The following is a 16,538-nucleotide window of genomic DNA, read 5'->3' as shown; positions in this document are numbered from 1 at the left end:
ACTCCTATTTACGTGCCTTATTATAGTTTACAATAAATACACCCTTAGGAACAGAAAAAATGTAAGTTCTAAGGGTATATATTTTTATATTTCAACATGAATTATTTACAAAATAATTTTTTTATAAAGATGCTAAAAAGTTATCAATTTGTTCGATGGATTTTCGTTCTTTTCCAATATAACTACCGATTTGTGAGCCGTTACGAAAAACTAGAAAACTTGGTATGCCCATAATGCCATTTTCCACACAAATATCTATAAATTTATCTCTATCAACTGAAATGAATTTATAATTAGTGTATTTATCCTCTAACTGTGGTAATTCGGGTTCAATCACTTTACAATCAGGACACCAATCAGCCGTAAATAAAAATACTGTTTGCTCGTTTTTAAGTTGCTCAAATTGTTGTTCAGTTTCTAATTGTTGCATCTAATCTCTCCTTCATGTGTTATTTATATTGTAATTCTTCAATTTTCGAATCATCTAATTGGGTTGTAGCTTGCGTTAATAATTCTCTTGCAGCTTCGTAATCTCTTATATCAAACACTGCGTTTGTACTATGAATATATCGTGCACAAACTCCAATTACTGCGGTTGGGATACCGATTTTTGCTTTGTGAATTTCACCACCATCAGTGCCACCAGGTGAAATATAATATTGATGCTTAATTTTAAATTCATCAGCTAAATCTAGTAAGTAATCTCTAAAAATTGGTTTAAGTAGCATCGTACCATCTTTAATTCTAATTAGTGTACCTGCACCTAATTCTCCAGATAAATTTTGTTTACCTTTCATATCATTGGCTGGTGAACAGTCTACTACAAAAGCCACATCAGGGTCTATCAATTCAGCAGAAGCTTTAGCTCCTCTTAAACCAACTTCTTCTTGAACATTGGCACCTACATATAAGTCATAGCCAAGCTCTACATCTTTTAATAATTCCAATAATTCAATACCAAGCAAACAACCATAACGATTATCCCACGCTTTACTTGTAAAACGATGCTCTGATAATTGTGTGAAGGGGGTTTCTGGAACAATTGAATCACCAATTTCAATGCCACGTTTTCTTACATCTTTTTGATTTTCACAGCCAATATCTAAAAGTAAATCTTCTATTTTAGGTGCACCTTCATTACCTGTCCTAAAATGTTTAGGTATATTCGCAACCACACCGGCGATTTCTTCATTTTTACGCGATTTTACTTTAAGTCGTTGACCTTGCCAAATATCTGTAGCAACGCCGCCCAAATTTGTAAATTGTATCATACCATTTTCTGTAATATTTGTGATCATAAAACCAATTTCATCCATGTGAGCAGCCACCATTACACGCTTTGGATTCTTTACTTTCGAACGTTTAACACCGTAAATGCCACCCATGCGATTATAAACAAAATCATCTACGAATGGTTCTAATTCTGCTTTCAAGTATGCTTTTACATCATCTTCGAAACCAGGTGCGCCATGTAATTCTGTTAATGTTTTCATTCTAGCTAATGTTTTATTATTGTCTATATTCAATGTCTCTCACTCCTTACTATTTATTATATCATCTTCGTTATGGTAAACTATAAATATGACTTTATTGGAGGTAGATTGTGTTATGTTAAATAAAAAGAATAGGCTTATCATCTTATTTATTTCACTAACAACAATTGTCGGAGCGACTTATTTTTATAAACGTCAAAAAGATCTACAATATCACGATCCAGATAAAATTATTACTGAAGTAAGAACATACTTTATGAATGTTGTAGGATCTTATATATTGAATGAACCGATTACGTATAAAAAATCCGATAATAATTTTATTGTTTTTCAAGGTGGTATTACCACACAAAACAATAAAACATTAACATATTATGACTTTTTTGCAGATGCAAAAAGTGGAGAAGTTATAGATATTCTTGAATGTGAATCATAAAAGTAAAAGGTTAAAGTTTTGAACATGTAATGTATCAATCGCTTAAAGCACTGATTATACATTACGAGAGATAAAGATTAACGCTGTTTAGACACTAGGAACTACACCCATCCTTTTCTAAAACAGTAATAGTCCATATCTCTTCGTTCATAACTTTAGCCTTTTTAATTTCTCGTAATATAAGTTTCTATCTCATTCAATTTATGCTTATCAAATTTCACAGCAAAGTATTTCGCATCATGATAATATAAGAACCAATAATCTTGCAAGATATAGTTTGGAATTAAACGTTCTTTCTCTCTTATAGATTGCATAGGATAGTCATCATATGCTGTTACCCACAATGGATTTCTATGAGCTAGCGTCGGGAAGATGTCTCCCATGTGCACTGCTTTTTCTCCTTCACTTTCTATTGTGACTACTGAATGTCCATAACTATGCCCTCCAGTATGACGGATTTGAATGCCAGGATATATTTCTATCTCGTCCTCAAATAATATTAATTTATTTTTAAAATCTCCATTATTTTTCTTCCAGTAAGTCGATTTACTACGTATATTGGGACTTTGGAATTCATGCCATTCATCTTGTTGAATGACATGTATTGCATTACTGAAAATAGCATATCCATCGTTATCCGTTAGCCCAGCTGCATGGTCAAAATGAAGATGAGTCATTAATACATAATCAATATCCTCTAGTGTTAGATTTAATGCTTTTAGATCATTTTCCATATCACTCTCATAATGGACACCAAATATTTTACGTTCTTTTTCAGTTAATTTTCCAGTACCAATACCAGTATCAACAATAATATTTTTATCCTCAGTTTGGATAAGTATCGGATGTGTAGGTAATGGGATTTGATTTTTTTCGTTCACCTCATATTTTTTTGTCCATAGTGCTTTTGGTACAACGCCAAACATTGCACCCCCATCAATATGAGTAATACCCCCATTTAAATAATGTACTTTATAATTGCCTAATTTCATCATTTAATTCCTCCTCATCTTCCATTTAACAACGTCGATTACTTACTATAGTAATACAATACATTTACTACGTAAAATAATGGATATGATTTGAAAACACTGATTCTTCAATTCCCTTCCTCTACGCAATCAATACTATTATGAATAATATAAAAAAATGCCAACAAAGTTATATAACTCTGTTGGCATTTTTTAATAATTATAAATTTTTATGGAATTTTGCTTCCATACGATAAATTCTTGAGCCCTTGTCAGAAAACTTTCTTTCATACTCAGTTTCTATATTATCTTCGTCATCTTCCTGATGAAGATTTAAATTGAGTTTAGTAAAATACATACCGAATTGAGACATACTCTCTAAACTATAAGCAAAAAGACCTCTGTTGTCAGTTTTAAAATGAAGTTCCCCATCTTCTTTCAAAACTTGCTTATACAGTGCTAAAAACGTATGATACGTCAATCTACGCTTAGTATGTCGTTTTTTAGGCCATGGATCTGAAAAATTCAAATATATACGATCAATTTCGCCATCTTTGAAATATTCATTGAGCTCCAGTGCATCATTACATATCAATTTAATATTTGTAAGGCCAAGTTCTTTAACTTTATCTACAATATTAACTACTACACTTTTTTCTCGTTCTAAAGAAATAAAATTTATATCAGGTTTTTGACCAGCAAGTGTAGTAATAAACTGTCCCATTCCTGACCCTATTTCAATATATATTTCTTGATTTTTATCAAACCAGTCACTTATGTGCCTTGCATGACTACCATCCATATCCACTAATTCAGGATGTGATTTTAAATAATCTTCTGCCCAAGGCTTGTAACGCATTCTCATTCTGATAACTCCTTATATAAAAGCATTGTTATTCATTACTTCATTTAAGAATTTAAGCCACATATTCATATCTTTGTAGCGCTTTTGTTCTTCGTACCATTGAACCATACCTATAGACTGGATAACTGTATACCATTTCATACGTTTTTGTAAGTCCATTGAATCTTTTGTTCCATATACATCTAACCAGTGAGGCCATTTCTTTTCAGGAACGTAATTGTATAGCAGCATACCTAAATCAATTGCAGGATCAGCAATCATCGCACCTTCCCAATCAACCAAGTAAAGCTCGTCACGATCTGATAATAACCAATTATTATGGTTGACGTCGCCATGCACAACCGTAAAGAAACGTGGATCTAAATTAGGCATATGGTCTTCTAAATACGTCAATGCTTTTCTTACTACATGATGCGTTAAAACTTCTCTAGATAATGAAGCGTTAATTTTGTTTAACAAAATATCGGGTGTAATCGGCTCCATTTCCATTCGTTTTAACATATTCAATAGTGTTCTTGAACTATGAATTTTTTTCAATAAATTAGCTACTCTTTGTTCGTACATTTCATTGAAAGTAAGTTCTCTACCATTTTTCCAATGCTGCGCCGTTACAACTTCTCCAGTTTCGATACGTTTCGTCCAAACTAGTTTTGGCACAATACCTTCAGCAGATAAGGCTGCAATAAAAGGGTTTGAATTTCTTTTTAAAAATAATTTCTGTCCATCCTGTTCAGCCATATAAGCTTCACCAGATGCACCACCTGCTGAATCAAGCGTCCATCCTAATTGATAAAACTGCTCCAACACGTTCACCTCACTTTCAACTAGAAAATGGCTCCTGAAAAGAATTTTCGAGAGCCATATATAATAATTTTTAATTCAAAATTATAAACTCCAACCAAAATTGTGCAGCCTCAAGTTTTATGACTGACACATTGTCCCATCGTGGTTCAAGTCCTTTTTAATTTATTAATACTCATACTGTCTGAGCTAATTTACAATAACTTTTACATCATATCATAAATTAGCTCTTAACAGAGTATTAATTTAATATTTCTTTATCTTTTTTTGTGAAATTTTTTACTTCCAAATTTCATGACATATAAAAGATTTTATAATCTTTAATACTTTATTTCAACTATAAATGAGAAATTAAAATTCACATTTTGATTCCATACCTTTATGGAATTCTATTAAACGGCTCAGTAAGAATTATAACATAATTTGACCTTAATATATGTTACATTTTCTATCCATTTATTGAAATTATTAACTATGCGTGTCAATATATCTATTAAATCCTTCTTGTAACGATTTAGTGATTGGTCCTACTTTTCCATCACCCACAGCTTCACCATTTAATTTAACAACTGGCATCACTTCAATTGATGTACTTGAAACCAAAACTTCATCCGCATTTTTCAAAAAATCTACAGTAAATGTTTCTTCTTTAAACGAAACACCTTTTTCTTGAGCAATTTCTTTTATTACCATACGCGTAATACCGTTCAAAATATAGTTATTGATTGGGTGCGTATAAATTGCTCCATCTTTAATTACGTAAACATTACTTGAAGATCCTTCTGTAACAGTTTCACCACGATGTTGAATTGCTTCTTTCGCATTATATTTAACAGCGTATTCTTTTGCTAATACGTTACCTAATAAATTCAAACTTTTTATATCACATCTTAACCAGCGGATATCCTCAGTCGTTACGGCATTTATACCTTCTTCTAGCAACTTATACGGACGGTCATAAGATTTTGTGAAAGCTGTGATATTCGCTTTTACTGATGGTGTAGGGAAAGCATGGTCTCGCGGCGCAGTACCACGTGTCACTTGAATATATACGCCACCGTTAACTACACCATTCGCAGCTATCAGTTCTCGTACGAGTTCTATAAGACCATCAACAGTATAGTTTAATTCTAAGCCAATTTCTTTAGCACTTCTTAATAATCTTTCAAAATGCGCTTTGGCAGTAAAAGGTTGATTATCATAAACTCTTACATATTCATAAATACCGTCACCAAATACATAACCTCTGTCATTATAAGCTACATTTGCATCTTTTTCTTCTAGTAATTTTTCATTTATTAACACTTTTGTCATATTTATTCCTCCACACATAAAGTATATAGTGACTCTAAATAGATGCTTGTCGCATCAAATAATTGCTTTTTACTAATATATTCGTTTTTTTGGTGCATTAAATCTTCTGAATCACTGAACATTGCTCCAAAGGCAACACCTTTATCTAAATTACGTGCGTATGTGCCTCCACCAATTGTGTATGGTTCAGCTTCGTCACCTGTTTGATTTCTATAGGCCTGTACTAATGTTTGAACAAACGGATCATCTTTTTCTACATAATGTGGTGTTTGATTTTTGCCTAATTCAATTGAAAATCCAAGTGCTTGAACTTCAGTCTTGAAGCGCGTCATTGCTTCTTCAAATTCAAACCCTTGTGGGTATCTTAAATTAATACCAAATGTTCCACCTTCAACATTGTTATAAGATATAACACCAATATTCGTCGTTAAATCACCCATAACATCTGTGTGGAATTTCATGCCCATTTTTTCTCCAAAATGAGAATTGAATAAGTATTTTTCACTAAAATCTACGAAATTAGCTGCTGTTTTATCTAAATTTAGATTAGATAAGAAATTTAACAAGTATAAACCAGCATTGACACCGATAGAAGGATCCATACCATGTACAGCTTTTCCTTGAACTTTTAATACAAGTACACCACTATCAACGATACTTTCCCCTTCAATATTGTTCTCTTGAACAAATTGTTCGAAATTTTGAATGACATCAGTCATGTTTTCTTTTACAGATACATTTGCCACGGCTTCATCAGGTACCATATTATATCTTTGACCGGAGTTAAATGAAATTAATTCATATTCTGGCTCGTCTTGGTCTTCTGCTTTTTCATTTTGTATCACATCAAACGTAGTAATACCTTTTTCGCCGTGAATTGCAGGGAATTCTGCATCCGGTGCAAATCCTAATGCAGGCATTTCTTCAGTTTCAAAATAACGCTCAGTGCATTGCCAATCAGATTCTTCATCAGTACCTATTATAATATGTATACGTTTTTTCCAATTTACATTCATATCATTTAATATTTTAACTGCATAGTACGCTGCAATTGTTGGACCCTTATCATCAAGCGTACCTCTTGCAATAATTCTATCGTCTGTCACAACTGGATCAAATGGATCAGAATCCCAACCTTCTCCAGCAGGTACAACATCAACATGGCATAATATACCAAAAACATCTTCTCCAGCACCCGCTTCAATACGACCAGCGATATGGTCTACATCATGTGTGCCAAATCCATCGCGTTCAGCTATTTTGTACATGTAATCTAAGGCTTTTCGTGGACCAGGTCCAACTGGATATTCTGTTGTTGCTTTATTATCTTCCCTAACACTCTCAATAGATAATAAACCTTTCAAATCATCAACGATTAGATCTTCATATTCTTTCACTTTGTCTTTCCACATTTGTGATCCACTTCCTTCTCGAAACTTATATATTTAATATTTTACATGAAGTGTGGAAGAAACTACAGTGAGATGTCATTATTATTTAAAAATTCCAACTGTTTAGTCAACAAAGAAAACAGTTCACCCTATATATATTAATATATTTCAAAAACTGTATTAATATAAAAAAGAAGTGAGACAAAATACATGTCTCATCCTTAATTATTATATTGACAGTAACTGACTGAACTGAAAATGCGCTTATATTAATATTTTAAAGCACTACTACTTCATTTATGAAGACAAGTAGGTCTTACGCAAGCGCTTCATCTCTTGTATTCGATTTTCTAGTTATCTTTGTGGGACTCGGCTCATACGACGAAATCTCGTTAAAAAATATAAATTTCTGTCTCACTTACATAAAAAAACCTAGTTCATTAAAATGAACTAGGTCGTCTAAACGTAATCTACTACTTATTATCACGTTTATTGCTATTATTTTTTAATTCTTCTTCAGTTACGACACGTAGATTATTAGAAGGATCTCCGCCTTCATCATCGAATCTAGCTTCTTCAATTTCTACGTCTTCTTTTTTGACACCATTTTTGAAATGATTTTTTTGATCTTTAAGGTAACCTTTAGGGTCTTGTTTTACTTTTGAAGCATAGCCTTTAGGATCTTGTTTTACTTCGCTATAAGTCTCGCCTGCTTTTGAACTAATTTGACTAGCGATATCTTTCGCGTTTTGTTTATATGATTCTGGATTAGACTTGTATTTGCCATACTCGTCTTTTAATCTATCTCTATTTTCTTTTTTAGAAAGAACAACTGCAGCCGCTGCTCCGCCGATACCTAATACTGCTTTAAATAATTTTGACATAAAAACACCTCTTCATTATTTTAATCCTAATTGTTTAAAATCTTGTTGAGTTAGATGACGATATTCTCCTGGCGCTAATGCTGAATCTAGCTTTAAGTCGCCAATGCTAATACGTTTCAAAGCTAAAACTTCATTATCTATAGCATGAAACATACGCTTAACCTGATGATACCTTCCTTCGTATATTGTGACAAATGATTTGTTCTTTTCATCACCTTCAACTAATTGAGCAGGTTTCGCCAATCCCTCATTTAATTCAATACCCGTTTTAAAGGATTCTATATCATTTTTTGTAATAGTTTTTTCAGAAATTACTTCATATGTCTTAGAAACATGCTTTGTTGGACTCATCAATTGATGGTTAAACTGCCCATCATTAGTGATGAGCAATAACCCTTCAGTATCTTTATCCAAACGTCCAACTGGAAATAGTTCTAAATATCTAAATTCTTCTACTAAGTCTATAACTGTCTGTTGATTATTATCTTCAGTAGCCGATAAATACCCTTTTGGTTTATTTAACATCAAATAGATTTTATCTATATACTGAATTTGCGTTTCATTAACGCTTACAGTATCCGTATCTGGATTGATTTGTGTTTTTGGTGATTTCTCTTTTTTATCATTCACGGTAACATTGCCTTTTTTTAATAGTTGTTTCACTTCTGTACGTGTTCCTACGCCCATATTAGCTAAGAATTTATCTATTCTCATTCTGCAATACCTAACTTACGTCTAATTTTCTGTGGAATATCACCTAAAAACTGATCTGCAAGTCTTGTCTTCATAGTCATGCTAGCATAAACTAACATACCTACAATCACACTAACAATAATTATAATCAGCGATCCAAATTTAGATTGTGTTGAAATAAAGAATTGTAAAATAAAGAATGTTAATTCAACTGATATCATCATAATTAAGCTATACAAGAATATTTTACCAAAGTGTAACCATGTTTCTGAAAAATCAAATTTAGCATGTTTTTTAAGTATATACAGATTACATGACACTGCAAATAATAATGCAATTGCCGTACTTAATATCGCACCAGCAGAATGGAACGCTATAATTAATGGTGTATTTAACACTACTTTTATTACAACTGCTGCTAATATAACAAATACTGTTAATTTTTGTTTATCAATACCTTGTAGCATTGATGCTGTTACACTCAATAAACCAATTAGAATTGCTACTGGCGCATAGTAGAATAGCATTTGGCTACCATCAACATTATAACTATAAAAGACTGTATATAATGGTAACGCTAATGCCATAATACCTAAACTTGCAGGCACTGTAATGAACATTAGAACACCTAATGACGTACGTATTTGTCTGTGCATCTCATGAAATTCACCTTTTGCATACGTTTTAGTAATAAATGGAATTAAACTTACTGCAAAACCAGCTGATAGTGCTGTTGGAATCATAACGATTTTATTTGTCGTCATATTTAAAATTGTAAAGAAATAGTCATGCATATTGCTAGAAACACCAGCTAAACCGAGTGCGCTATTATGTGTAAATTGATCGACTAAATTAAATAATGGGAAATTCAGACTCACGATGACGAACGGAATACTGTAAGAAATAATCTCTTTGTACATTTTACCGTATGATATATCAACGCCCGTTGTATCCGTTGCAACCATTTTTTCAATATTAGGTTTTCTTTTTCTCCAGTAATACCATAGTGTGAAAATCCCTGCAATTGCTCCTACAGCCGCTGCAAATGTAGCAATACCATTAGCTGCAAGTACACTGCCGTTAAATACATTAAGAACTAAATAACTACCAACTAAAATAAATAGTATACGTGCAATTTGTTCAATAACTTCTGACACTGCTGTTGGTCCCATAGATTTGTAACCCTGGAACACACCGCGCCATGTAGCAAGTAGCGGAATAAAAATAACTACCATACTAATAATTCTAATAATCCATGTAATTTCGTCTACTGACCATCCGCCATTTGCACCTGCTTTATTTGCTAAAGTAATAGATGCAATTGTTGGAGCTAATAAATATAAGATGAAAAATCCTATAAATCCTGTTACAGTCATAACAAGAAAGCTTGATTTATAAAGTTTTTCACTGACCTTATATGCACCCATTGCATTATACTTAGAAACATATTTAGACGCTGCTAATGGGACTCCCGCAGTTGCAATAGCAATCGCTATATTATACGGGGTGTATGCATAGTTGAAAGGCGCCAAATTTTCCTCTCCACCAATAATCGAGTAGAATGGAATAATATATATAACACCTAAAACCTTAGTAATCAAAATACTAAGCGTAATTAAAAAGGTACCCCTCACTAATTCTTTACTTTCACTCATTCAGATCTTCCTATCTCAAATTAATTTTTACACTCATAACTTTAATAATAACGTTATAACTACTTTTTTTCAAAAGTATATTACTATAAAATAACACTATATAGCTAAGGGAGGCAATAAAATGTATCAAACAATTATAATCGGTGGTGGGCCAAGTGGACTCATGGCTGCCGCTGCAGCAAGTCAAAATAGCGAAAATGTTTTATTAATTGAGAAGAAAAAAGGATTGGGTCGCAAGCTAAAAATTTCTGGTGGCGGCCGCTGTAATGTTACTAACCGCCTTCCTTATGATGAAATTATTAAAAACATACCTGGCAATGGAAAATTTTTATACAGTCCTTTCTCTGTATTTGATAATGAATCCATCATTCAATTTTTCGAATCAAGAGGTGTAGGTTTAAAAGAAGAAGATCATGGTCGTATGTTTCCAGTATCTAATAAAGCACAAGACGTGGTAGATGCCCTCATTCATACGTTACAACAAAACAATGTAAACGTTAAAGAAGAATCAACTGTACAATCTATTGAATATACACCACAACAAACGTTTCAAGTTACACTAAATGAGCAACAACAATTTGAAAGTAAGAGTCTCATTATTGCGACTGGTGGTACTAGTGTACCCAAAACGGGTTCTACTGGAGATGGTTATAAATTTGCTAAACATTTAGGACATACGATTACAGAATTATTTCCGACCGAAGTCCCTATTACGTCTTCTGAACCTTTTATTAAGAACAAGCGTTTAAAAGGTTTAAGTTTAAAGGATGTTGCACTATCCGTATTGAAAAAGAATGGCAAACAACGTATCACACATCAAATGGATATGTTATTCACACATTTTGGTATAAGTGGACCTGCCGCACTGAGATGTAGTCAATTTGTATATAAAGAGCAAAAAAGTCAAAAACAAAAAGAGATTCAGATGCAACTTGATGCTTTTCCAAATCTGAGTGTCGCTCAATTAGAAGCACAAATTAGAAATATATTAAAAGATACACCTGACAAATATATTAAAAATAGCTTGCACGGGTTAATCGAAGAACGTTATTTATTATTCATTATTGAACAAGCACAAATTAGTGATGACTTAACTGCCCATCATATTTCAAATGCACAAATTAATAAGTTAGTTGAATTATTTAAAGGGTTTACTTTTACTGTCAACGGAACGTTGCCCATCGATAAAGCTTTTGTAACTGGTGGTGGTGTGTCATTAAAAGAAATACACCCTAAAACTATGATGTCAAAACACGTACCAGGATTATTTTTGTGCGGTGAAGTATTAGATATACATGGTTACACAGGTGGATATAATATCACAAGCGCTTTAGTCACTGGTAATGTTGCTGGCTCAAACGCGGGTGAATTTCATCTTTAATACTTAAATATAATCTTCACAAATCAAAACGAACAAAATGCTCTTATAGCATTTTGTTCGTTTTTTTGATTTATATTGTCATCGAGACAATATTTGCCTTTGACAAGTTCATAGCTGAAGACTGTAGGATGACGCTGCGCTTGTGGAATACTTGTACAAAAAAATGCCAACAAAGTCAGAGACTTTGTCGACACTTTAAAATTACAATTAACGCTCTAAAAAGAAAGCTAATTAGAATTTATTAAATCAAACATTTTCAATTCAATATTTTAAGCTTTATTTCAACTTAAATACTATTGATTTCTAAACCTTCGTCGCCCCACGCGTCCATACCGCCTTCAACATTAACTGCATGTATATCGTTTTGTTCAAGGAATTGAACAACTTGTGCACTACGTCCGCCCACTTTACAGATGATATAATATGTTTCATCTTTGTTAAAATGATTTAATTTATCTGGAACTTGATTCATTGGTATTTTTTCTGCGCCTGGTATTACACCCATAGCTGTTTCTTCATCTGTTCTAACATCAACGATATGAATTGGATCAGAATTTAGGACTTTATCTTTCAACTCATCAATTGTAATAGATTCCATAAATAATTCCTCCTACTATTATTTAGCTACAATGTTAACTAATTTTTTTGGTACTGCAATGACTTTCTTGATATCTTTACCTTCAATTTCAGCTTTAACATTATCATTATCAAGTGCTAATTGTTCCATTTCTTCTTTTGAAGTTTCTTTTGGAATATTAATCTTAGCACGTACTTTACCGTTCACTTGAACAACAATTTCGATTTCATCATCAACGAGCAATGATTCATCATATGAAGGCCATGGTTGATAAGTGATTGTTTCTTCATGTCCAAGTTGCGTCCATAATTCTTCAGATATATGTGGTGCAATTGGTGCCAACATTTTAATGAATCCTTCAATATATGGTTTGTAAATTTCATCTGTTTTATAGCAATCATTGATAAATACCATAAGTTGACTTATCGCGGTATTGAAATTCAAAGTATTATAATCCTCAGTAACTTTTTTCACTGTTTGATGATAACTTTTATCTAAAGCTTTATTATTATTGTTTACCACTTTATCGGAAATCAAACCATCATCAGTAACTAATAAGCGCCAGATTCTGTCTAAGAAACGTCTTGAGCCGTCTAAACCATTTTCACTCCATGCAATTGCTGCATCAAGTGGTCCCATAAACATTTCATACATACGTAAAGTATCAGCACCATGTGATTTCACGATATCATCTGGGTTGATTACATTACCTTTTGACTTACTCATTTTTTCATTACCTTCACCTAGTATCATGCCTTGGTTAAATAATTTTTGGAATGGTTCTTTCGTAGGGACTACGCCTAAATCATATAAAACTTTATGCCAGAATCTCGCATATAATAAGTGAAGTACTGCGTGTTCAACACCACCAATGTATAAATCAACCGGTAGCCAGTGTTTTAATTTTTCTGGATCAGCAAGCATTTGATCATTATCTGGATCAATATATCTTAAATAATACCAACAGCTACCTGCCCATTGTGGCATAGTATTTGTTTCGCGACGACCTTTCATTCCAGTTTCTTCATCAACCACATTAACAAAATCAGCAATGTTAGCTAATGGAGATTCGCCTGTACCTGAAGGCTTAATTTCATCCGTTTCAGGTAAAAGTAATGGCAATTCTTCTTCTGGAACAGTGGTCATTGAACCATCTTCCCAATGAATTACAGGTATTGGTTCGCCCCAATATCTTTGACGACTAAATAACCAGTCTCGTAATTTATAATTTACTTTTCGAGTACCTGCACCTTTTTGTTCTAACAATTCAATTGCTTTAGCAATCGCTTCTTCGTTATATAAACCGTTTAACTCGCCAGAATTAACATGTGGTCCATCTCCATCATAGGCTTCTTGCGATAAATCGCCACCTTCGATAACTTCTAAAATTGGCAAATCAAATGTTTGTGCGAATTCATAGTCTCTTTGGTCTCCACTTGGTACTGCCATAACTGCACCAGTTCCGTATGTGGAAAGTACATAATCGGCAATCCAAATTGGAACTTGTTGTCCAGATAAAGGATTCGTTGCATATGCACCAGTGAATACACCGGATTTTTCTTTAGATAAACCTGTACGTTCTAAGTCTGACTTTTTAGCCGCTTCTTGTTGATAATCTTTGATAGCTACTTCTTGATCTGCTGTTGTAATTTGATTTACAAGTTCATGTTCAGGACTTAACACTAAGAATGTTGCACCGTACACAGTATCTGCACGTGTTGTAAATACTTCAATTTGGACATCATTGTCTTCTACATCGAATGAGATAGCAGCCCCTTCTGAACGACCAATCCAGTTACGTTGCATGTCTTTTAATGATTCAGGCCAATCTAAGTCATCTAAATCTTCAAGTAAACGATCTGCATATTCAGTAATTTTTAATACCCATTGTTTCATTGGTTTTCTTACCACAGGGTGACCGCCACGTTCGGACAAACCGTCAATAACTTCTTCATTTGAAAGTACTGTACCAAGTTCTGGACACCAGTTTACTGCAACTTCATCAACGTAAGCGAGTCCTTTATTATATAATTGAATAAAAATCCATTGCGTCCATTTATAATATTCTGGGTCTGTAGTATTCACTTCTCTATCCCAATCATAACTGAAACCTAATTCTTTAATTTGACGTTTAAACGTCTCAATATTTTTTTTAGTAAATTCACGAGGATCATTACCAGTGTCTAAGGCATACTGTTCTGCAGGAAGACCAAATGCATCCCACCCCATTGGATGTAACACATTATAACCTTGCATACGTTTATAACGAGAAATAATATCTGTAGCTGTATAACCCTCTGGATGGCCTACATGAAGTCCTGCACCTGATGGGTATGGAAACATGTCTAGCGCATAGAATTTTTTTTGACCTAAATTATCGCTCGTTTTAAAAGTTTTATGTTCTGCCCAATAATCCTGCCATTTCTTTTCAATTTCATTATGATTGTAGTTCACTACTTTTCCTCCTATTCAATAAAAAAACACCTCAAACTATTATCGATTTCAAAAGGGACGACTTTCACCGCGGTACCACCCAGTTTCACATTAAATGTGCGCTCATTTAAATTAATAGTTAGAGATGTTATAAATTCATTTAAGTCCTGGTAAGTTCACTCAATGCTTAACACTAGGTTCCACCTTTCCTAGTTCTCTGTAGAAAAGCTTTCAAGTTACTACTCCTATACATTACTAATGATATTTGAAAAAAGGTTTTATTTCAAGTGGAAAACGCGAAATAAAGCTACACTAAAAGTTTCTGTGTTGCGATTTATTAGTTTTTATAAAAAAATCGAACAGGCAACCTTACACCTGTTCGATAAAATGATTATAATTTTTATTTTCCATGTGAAATTTATACATCTTTTGGTAATTTCCTATCATAAATCATTAAGAAAAACACTGCGATAACAAGTAAACCTATCATACTTAAAAACATCGCTTGCATATTAAATGTATCTACAAGAACTCCGCCTATAAGCGGACCAAAAGCCTTGCCTACAGTTGCTGCTGAGTTAACATACCCTTGAAACGCCCCTTCTTTTCCTTTTGGAGCTAATTGATTCGCAATTGTTGGAACGGCTGGCCAAACAAACATTTCACCTAATGTTAGTATAATCATACCTATCATGAACACTGAAAATTGTTCAGCAAAACTTGTCACTAAGAACGACATTATGAAAATCGCTATACCTACCAACATTTGATATTTTAAATTACCTTTTAGTAACCTGATTACCGGCATAATTAGCGGTTGTGCAACCAGAATCATAATACCATTAACAGTCCATAACAAACTGTATTGGCTCATTGACATATTAATTTCTTGAGTGAAAGAAGCAATCGTACTCTCCCATTGAATATATGCAATCCAACAAATACTAAACATCACACATAATAGTGATAGCGCAATAAATTGAACTCTGTTTTGTTTAGATAATAAGGACATCGTATCATTCGATTTTACTTTCACATCAAGTTTAATATTAAATTGTGTGATTGCTACAACTGCAAATGCTACATACATTAATAAGTTTGCTATAAATATGTAATTGAAACTCAACTCTGCCACAAAACCTCCGGATGCTGCTCCTATAGCGACGCCTAAATTTTGCGCTAAATAGATTGCGTTAAATGTTTGGCGGCCACCTTGAGGCCATGCAGCGCCTGCGAGTGCATAAATAGCTGGAATAATCATACCCCCGCCAAAACCTAATGCTACGAGCCAAACCGCATACCAAGGCCACCCATGGAAGAAATTTAATAGCGTTGTACTGATTAAACATATAACTGTACCTATCATAATCGTTGGGTAGCCACCTAATTTATCAAATAAATTACCACCTAATAAATTACCAATAACCATACCAAACGAATTGATCATTAGGACAAAACCAGCCATTGTAAGACTTTTATCTAATTGTTCATTCATATAAATTGTATTTAAGGGCCATAAAAAACTTGAGCCAGTGATATTTAATGCCATCCCAATAACTAACCACCACACTGATTTAGGCATTTTCATAACAGTAAGCTCCTCTCTATTTTTAAAATTTCTAATTTTACACTAAACACTATATC

General features: G+C 33.3%; 15 protein-coding genes. 2 read left to right on the top strand and 13 right to left on the bottom strand.

The window, feature by feature from the left end; genetic code table 11:
• Positions 1–121: 121 nt before the first annotated feature.
• Complete coding sequence (locus MHB47_RS05675) at positions 122–430, bottom strand: thioredoxin family protein (protein WP_340755593.1); 309 nt, start codon at positions 428–430, stop codon at positions 122–124.
• A gap of 19 nt (positions 431–449) precedes the next feature.
• Complete coding sequence (locus MHB47_RS05670) at positions 450–1,493, bottom strand: M42 family metallopeptidase (protein WP_445684161.1); 1,044 nt, start codon at positions 1,491–1,493, stop codon at positions 450–452.
• A 115-nt stretch (positions 1,494–1,608) separates the two neighbouring features.
• On the opposite strand from MHB47_RS05670, the gene MHB47_RS05665 reads away from it, so the two are divergent.
• Positions 1,609–1,929, top strand: coding sequence for a hypothetical protein (locus MHB47_RS05665; RefSeq protein ID WP_021339048.1), 321 nt, complete (start codon positions 1,609–1,611; stop codon positions 1,927–1,929).
• Between the two features lie 164 nt (positions 1,930–2,093).
• Here MHB47_RS05665 and MHB47_RS05660 read toward each other — a convergent pair whose 3' ends face one another.
• The 8 genes from MHB47_RS05660 to MHB47_RS05625 all read right to left on the bottom strand — a co-directional run bounded on the left by MHB47_RS05660 (position 2,094) and on the right by MHB47_RS05625 (position 10,503).
• Positions 2,094–2,921 carry a YtnP family quorum-quenching lactonase gene (locus MHB47_RS05660; RefSeq protein ID WP_340757279.1) on the bottom strand — a complete coding sequence of 276 codons (828 nt, stop codon included), beginning with the start codon at positions 2,919–2,921 and terminating at the stop codon, positions 2,094–2,096.
• Between the two features lie 199 nt (positions 2,922–3,120).
• Complete coding sequence (trmB, locus tag MHB47_RS05655) at positions 3,121–3,765, bottom strand: tRNA (guanosine(46)-N7)-methyltransferase TrmB (RefSeq protein WP_340755589.1); 645 nt, start codon at positions 3,763–3,765, stop codon at positions 3,121–3,123.
• A 12-nt stretch (positions 3,766–3,777) separates the two neighbouring features.
• Positions 3,778–4,569, bottom strand: a complete 792-nt coding sequence (locus tag MHB47_RS05650) for a phosphotransferase family protein (RefSeq protein WP_002507308.1) — start codon at positions 4,567–4,569, stop codon at positions 3,778–3,780.
• Positions 4,570–5,034: 465 nt separating this feature from the next.
• The gene (dat, locus tag MHB47_RS05645) at positions 5,035–5,880 is read right to left on the bottom strand and encodes a D-amino-acid transaminase (RefSeq protein ID WP_340755587.1); all 846 of its coding nucleotides are present in this window, start codon (positions 5,878–5,880) and stop codon (positions 5,035–5,037) included.
• A gap of 2 nt (positions 5,881–5,882) precedes the next feature.
• Positions 5,883–7,292, bottom strand: a complete 1,410-nt coding sequence (gene pepV / locus MHB47_RS05640) for a dipeptidase PepV (RefSeq protein ID WP_340755585.1) — start codon at positions 7,290–7,292, stop codon at positions 5,883–5,885.
• A gap of 452 nt (positions 7,293–7,744) precedes the next feature.
• Positions 7,745–8,155, bottom strand: coding sequence for a YtxH domain-containing protein (locus MHB47_RS05635; RefSeq protein WP_002507305.1), 411 nt, complete (start codon positions 8,153–8,155; stop codon positions 7,745–7,747).
• Positions 8,156–8,170: 15 nt separating this feature from the next.
• Positions 8,171–8,869: a pseudouridine synthase gene (locus MHB47_RS05630; protein ID WP_002512504.1), complete on the bottom strand. Its 699-nt coding sequence runs from the start codon at positions 8,867–8,869 to the stop codon at positions 8,171–8,173.
• Positions 8,866–10,503: a putative polysaccharide biosynthesis protein gene (locus MHB47_RS05625; RefSeq protein ID WP_340755584.1), complete on the bottom strand. Its 1,638-nt coding sequence runs from the start codon at positions 10,501–10,503 to the stop codon at positions 8,866–8,868. Before MHB47_RS05625 ends, MHB47_RS05630 begins: the two co-directional genes overlap by 4 nt.
• Positions 10,504–10,624: 121 nt before the next feature.
• Here MHB47_RS05625 and MHB47_RS05620 point away from each other — a divergent pair, with 121 nt between their 5' ends.
• Entirely contained in the window at positions 10,625–11,884 is a 1,260-nt protein-coding gene (locus tag MHB47_RS05620) for a BaiN/RdsA family NAD(P)/FAD-dependent oxidoreductase (RefSeq protein WP_002507302.1), read from the top strand.
• 286 nt (positions 11,885–12,170) lie between these two features.
• Here MHB47_RS05620 and MHB47_RS05615 read toward each other — a convergent pair whose 3' ends face one another.
• From MHB47_RS05615 to MHB47_RS05605, 3 genes are all read right to left on the bottom strand, one after another.
• Positions 12,171–12,482 (bottom strand): rhodanese-like domain-containing protein, encoded by a 312-nt coding sequence (locus MHB47_RS05615; protein ID WP_002507301.1) that lies wholly within the window; start codon positions 12,480–12,482, stop codon positions 12,171–12,173.
• A gap of 18 nt (positions 12,483–12,500) precedes the next feature.
• The gene (gene leuS / locus MHB47_RS05610; RefSeq protein ID WP_340755582.1) at positions 12,501–14,915 is read right to left on the bottom strand and encodes a leucine--tRNA ligase; all 2,415 of its coding nucleotides are present in this window, start codon (positions 14,913–14,915) and stop codon (positions 12,501–12,503) included.
• Positions 14,916–15,312: 397 nt separating this feature from the next.
• The gene (locus MHB47_RS05605) at positions 15,313–16,482 is read right to left on the bottom strand and encodes an MDR family MFS transporter (RefSeq protein WP_002507299.1); all 1,170 of its coding nucleotides are present in this window, start codon (positions 16,480–16,482) and stop codon (positions 15,313–15,315) included.
• Positions 16,483–16,538: the final 56 nt, after the last annotated feature.

Origin of the sequence: Staphylococcus sp. FSL K6-3157 (assembly GCF_038005145.1) — a bacterium.
Classification (GTDB): Bacteria; Bacillota; Bacilli; order Staphylococcales; family Staphylococcaceae; genus Staphylococcus; species Staphylococcus equorum.
The sequence above is the reverse complement of the archived record's forward strand: the minus strand, read 5'-3'. Positions and strand labels throughout refer to the sequence as shown.

What these genes read in the sequence shown, in the direction of transcription:
- MHB47_RS05675 (WP_340755593.1), bottom strand. Translation starts at nt 430, where the DNA reads ATGCAACAATTAGAAACTGAACAACAATTTGAGCAACTTAAAAACGAG.
- MHB47_RS05625 (WP_340755584.1), bottom strand. Translation starts at nt 10,503, where the DNA reads ATGAGTGAAAGTAAAGAATTAGTGAGGGGTACCTTTTTAATTACGCTT.
- MHB47_RS05665 (WP_021339048.1), top strand. Translation starts at nt 1,609, where the DNA reads ATGTTAAATAAAAAGAATAGGCTTATCATCTTATTTATTTCACTAACA.
- MHB47_RS05620 (WP_002507302.1), top strand. Translation starts at nt 10,625, where the DNA reads ATGTATCAAACAATTATAATCGGTGGTGGGCCAAGTGGACTCATGGCT.
- MHB47_RS05630 (WP_002512504.1), bottom strand. Translation starts at nt 8,869, where the DNA reads ATGAGAATAGATAAATTCTTAGCTAATATGGGCGTAGGAACACGTACA.
- pepV (WP_340755585.1), bottom strand. Translation starts at nt 7,292, where the DNA reads ATGTGGAAAGACAAAGTGAAAGAATATGAAGATCTAATCGTTGATGAT.
- trmB (WP_340755589.1), bottom strand. Translation starts at nt 3,765, where the DNA reads ATGAGAATGCGTTACAAGCCTTGGGCAGAAGATTATTTAAAATCACAT.
- MHB47_RS05660 (WP_340757279.1), bottom strand. Translation starts at nt 2,921, where the DNA reads ATGAAATTAGGCAATTATAAAGTACATTATTTAAATGGGGGTATTACT.
- MHB47_RS05635 (WP_002507305.1), bottom strand. Translation starts at nt 8,155, where the DNA reads ATGTCAAAATTATTTAAAGCAGTATTAGGTATCGGCGGAGCAGCGGCT.
- MHB47_RS05605 (WP_002507299.1), bottom strand. Translation starts at nt 16,482, where the DNA reads ATGAAAATGCCTAAATCAGTGTGGTGGTTAGTTATTGGGATGGCATTA.
- MHB47_RS05615 (WP_002507301.1), bottom strand. Translation starts at nt 12,482, where the DNA reads ATGGAATCTATTACAATTGATGAGTTGAAAGATAAAGTCCTAAATTCT.
- MHB47_RS05670 (WP_445684161.1), bottom strand. Translation starts at nt 1,493, where the DNA reads ATGAAAACATTAACAGAATTACATGGCGCACCTGGTTTCGAAGATGAT.
- dat (WP_340755587.1), bottom strand. Translation starts at nt 5,880, where the DNA reads ATGACAAAAGTGTTAATAAATGAAAAATTACTAGAAGAAAAAGATGCA.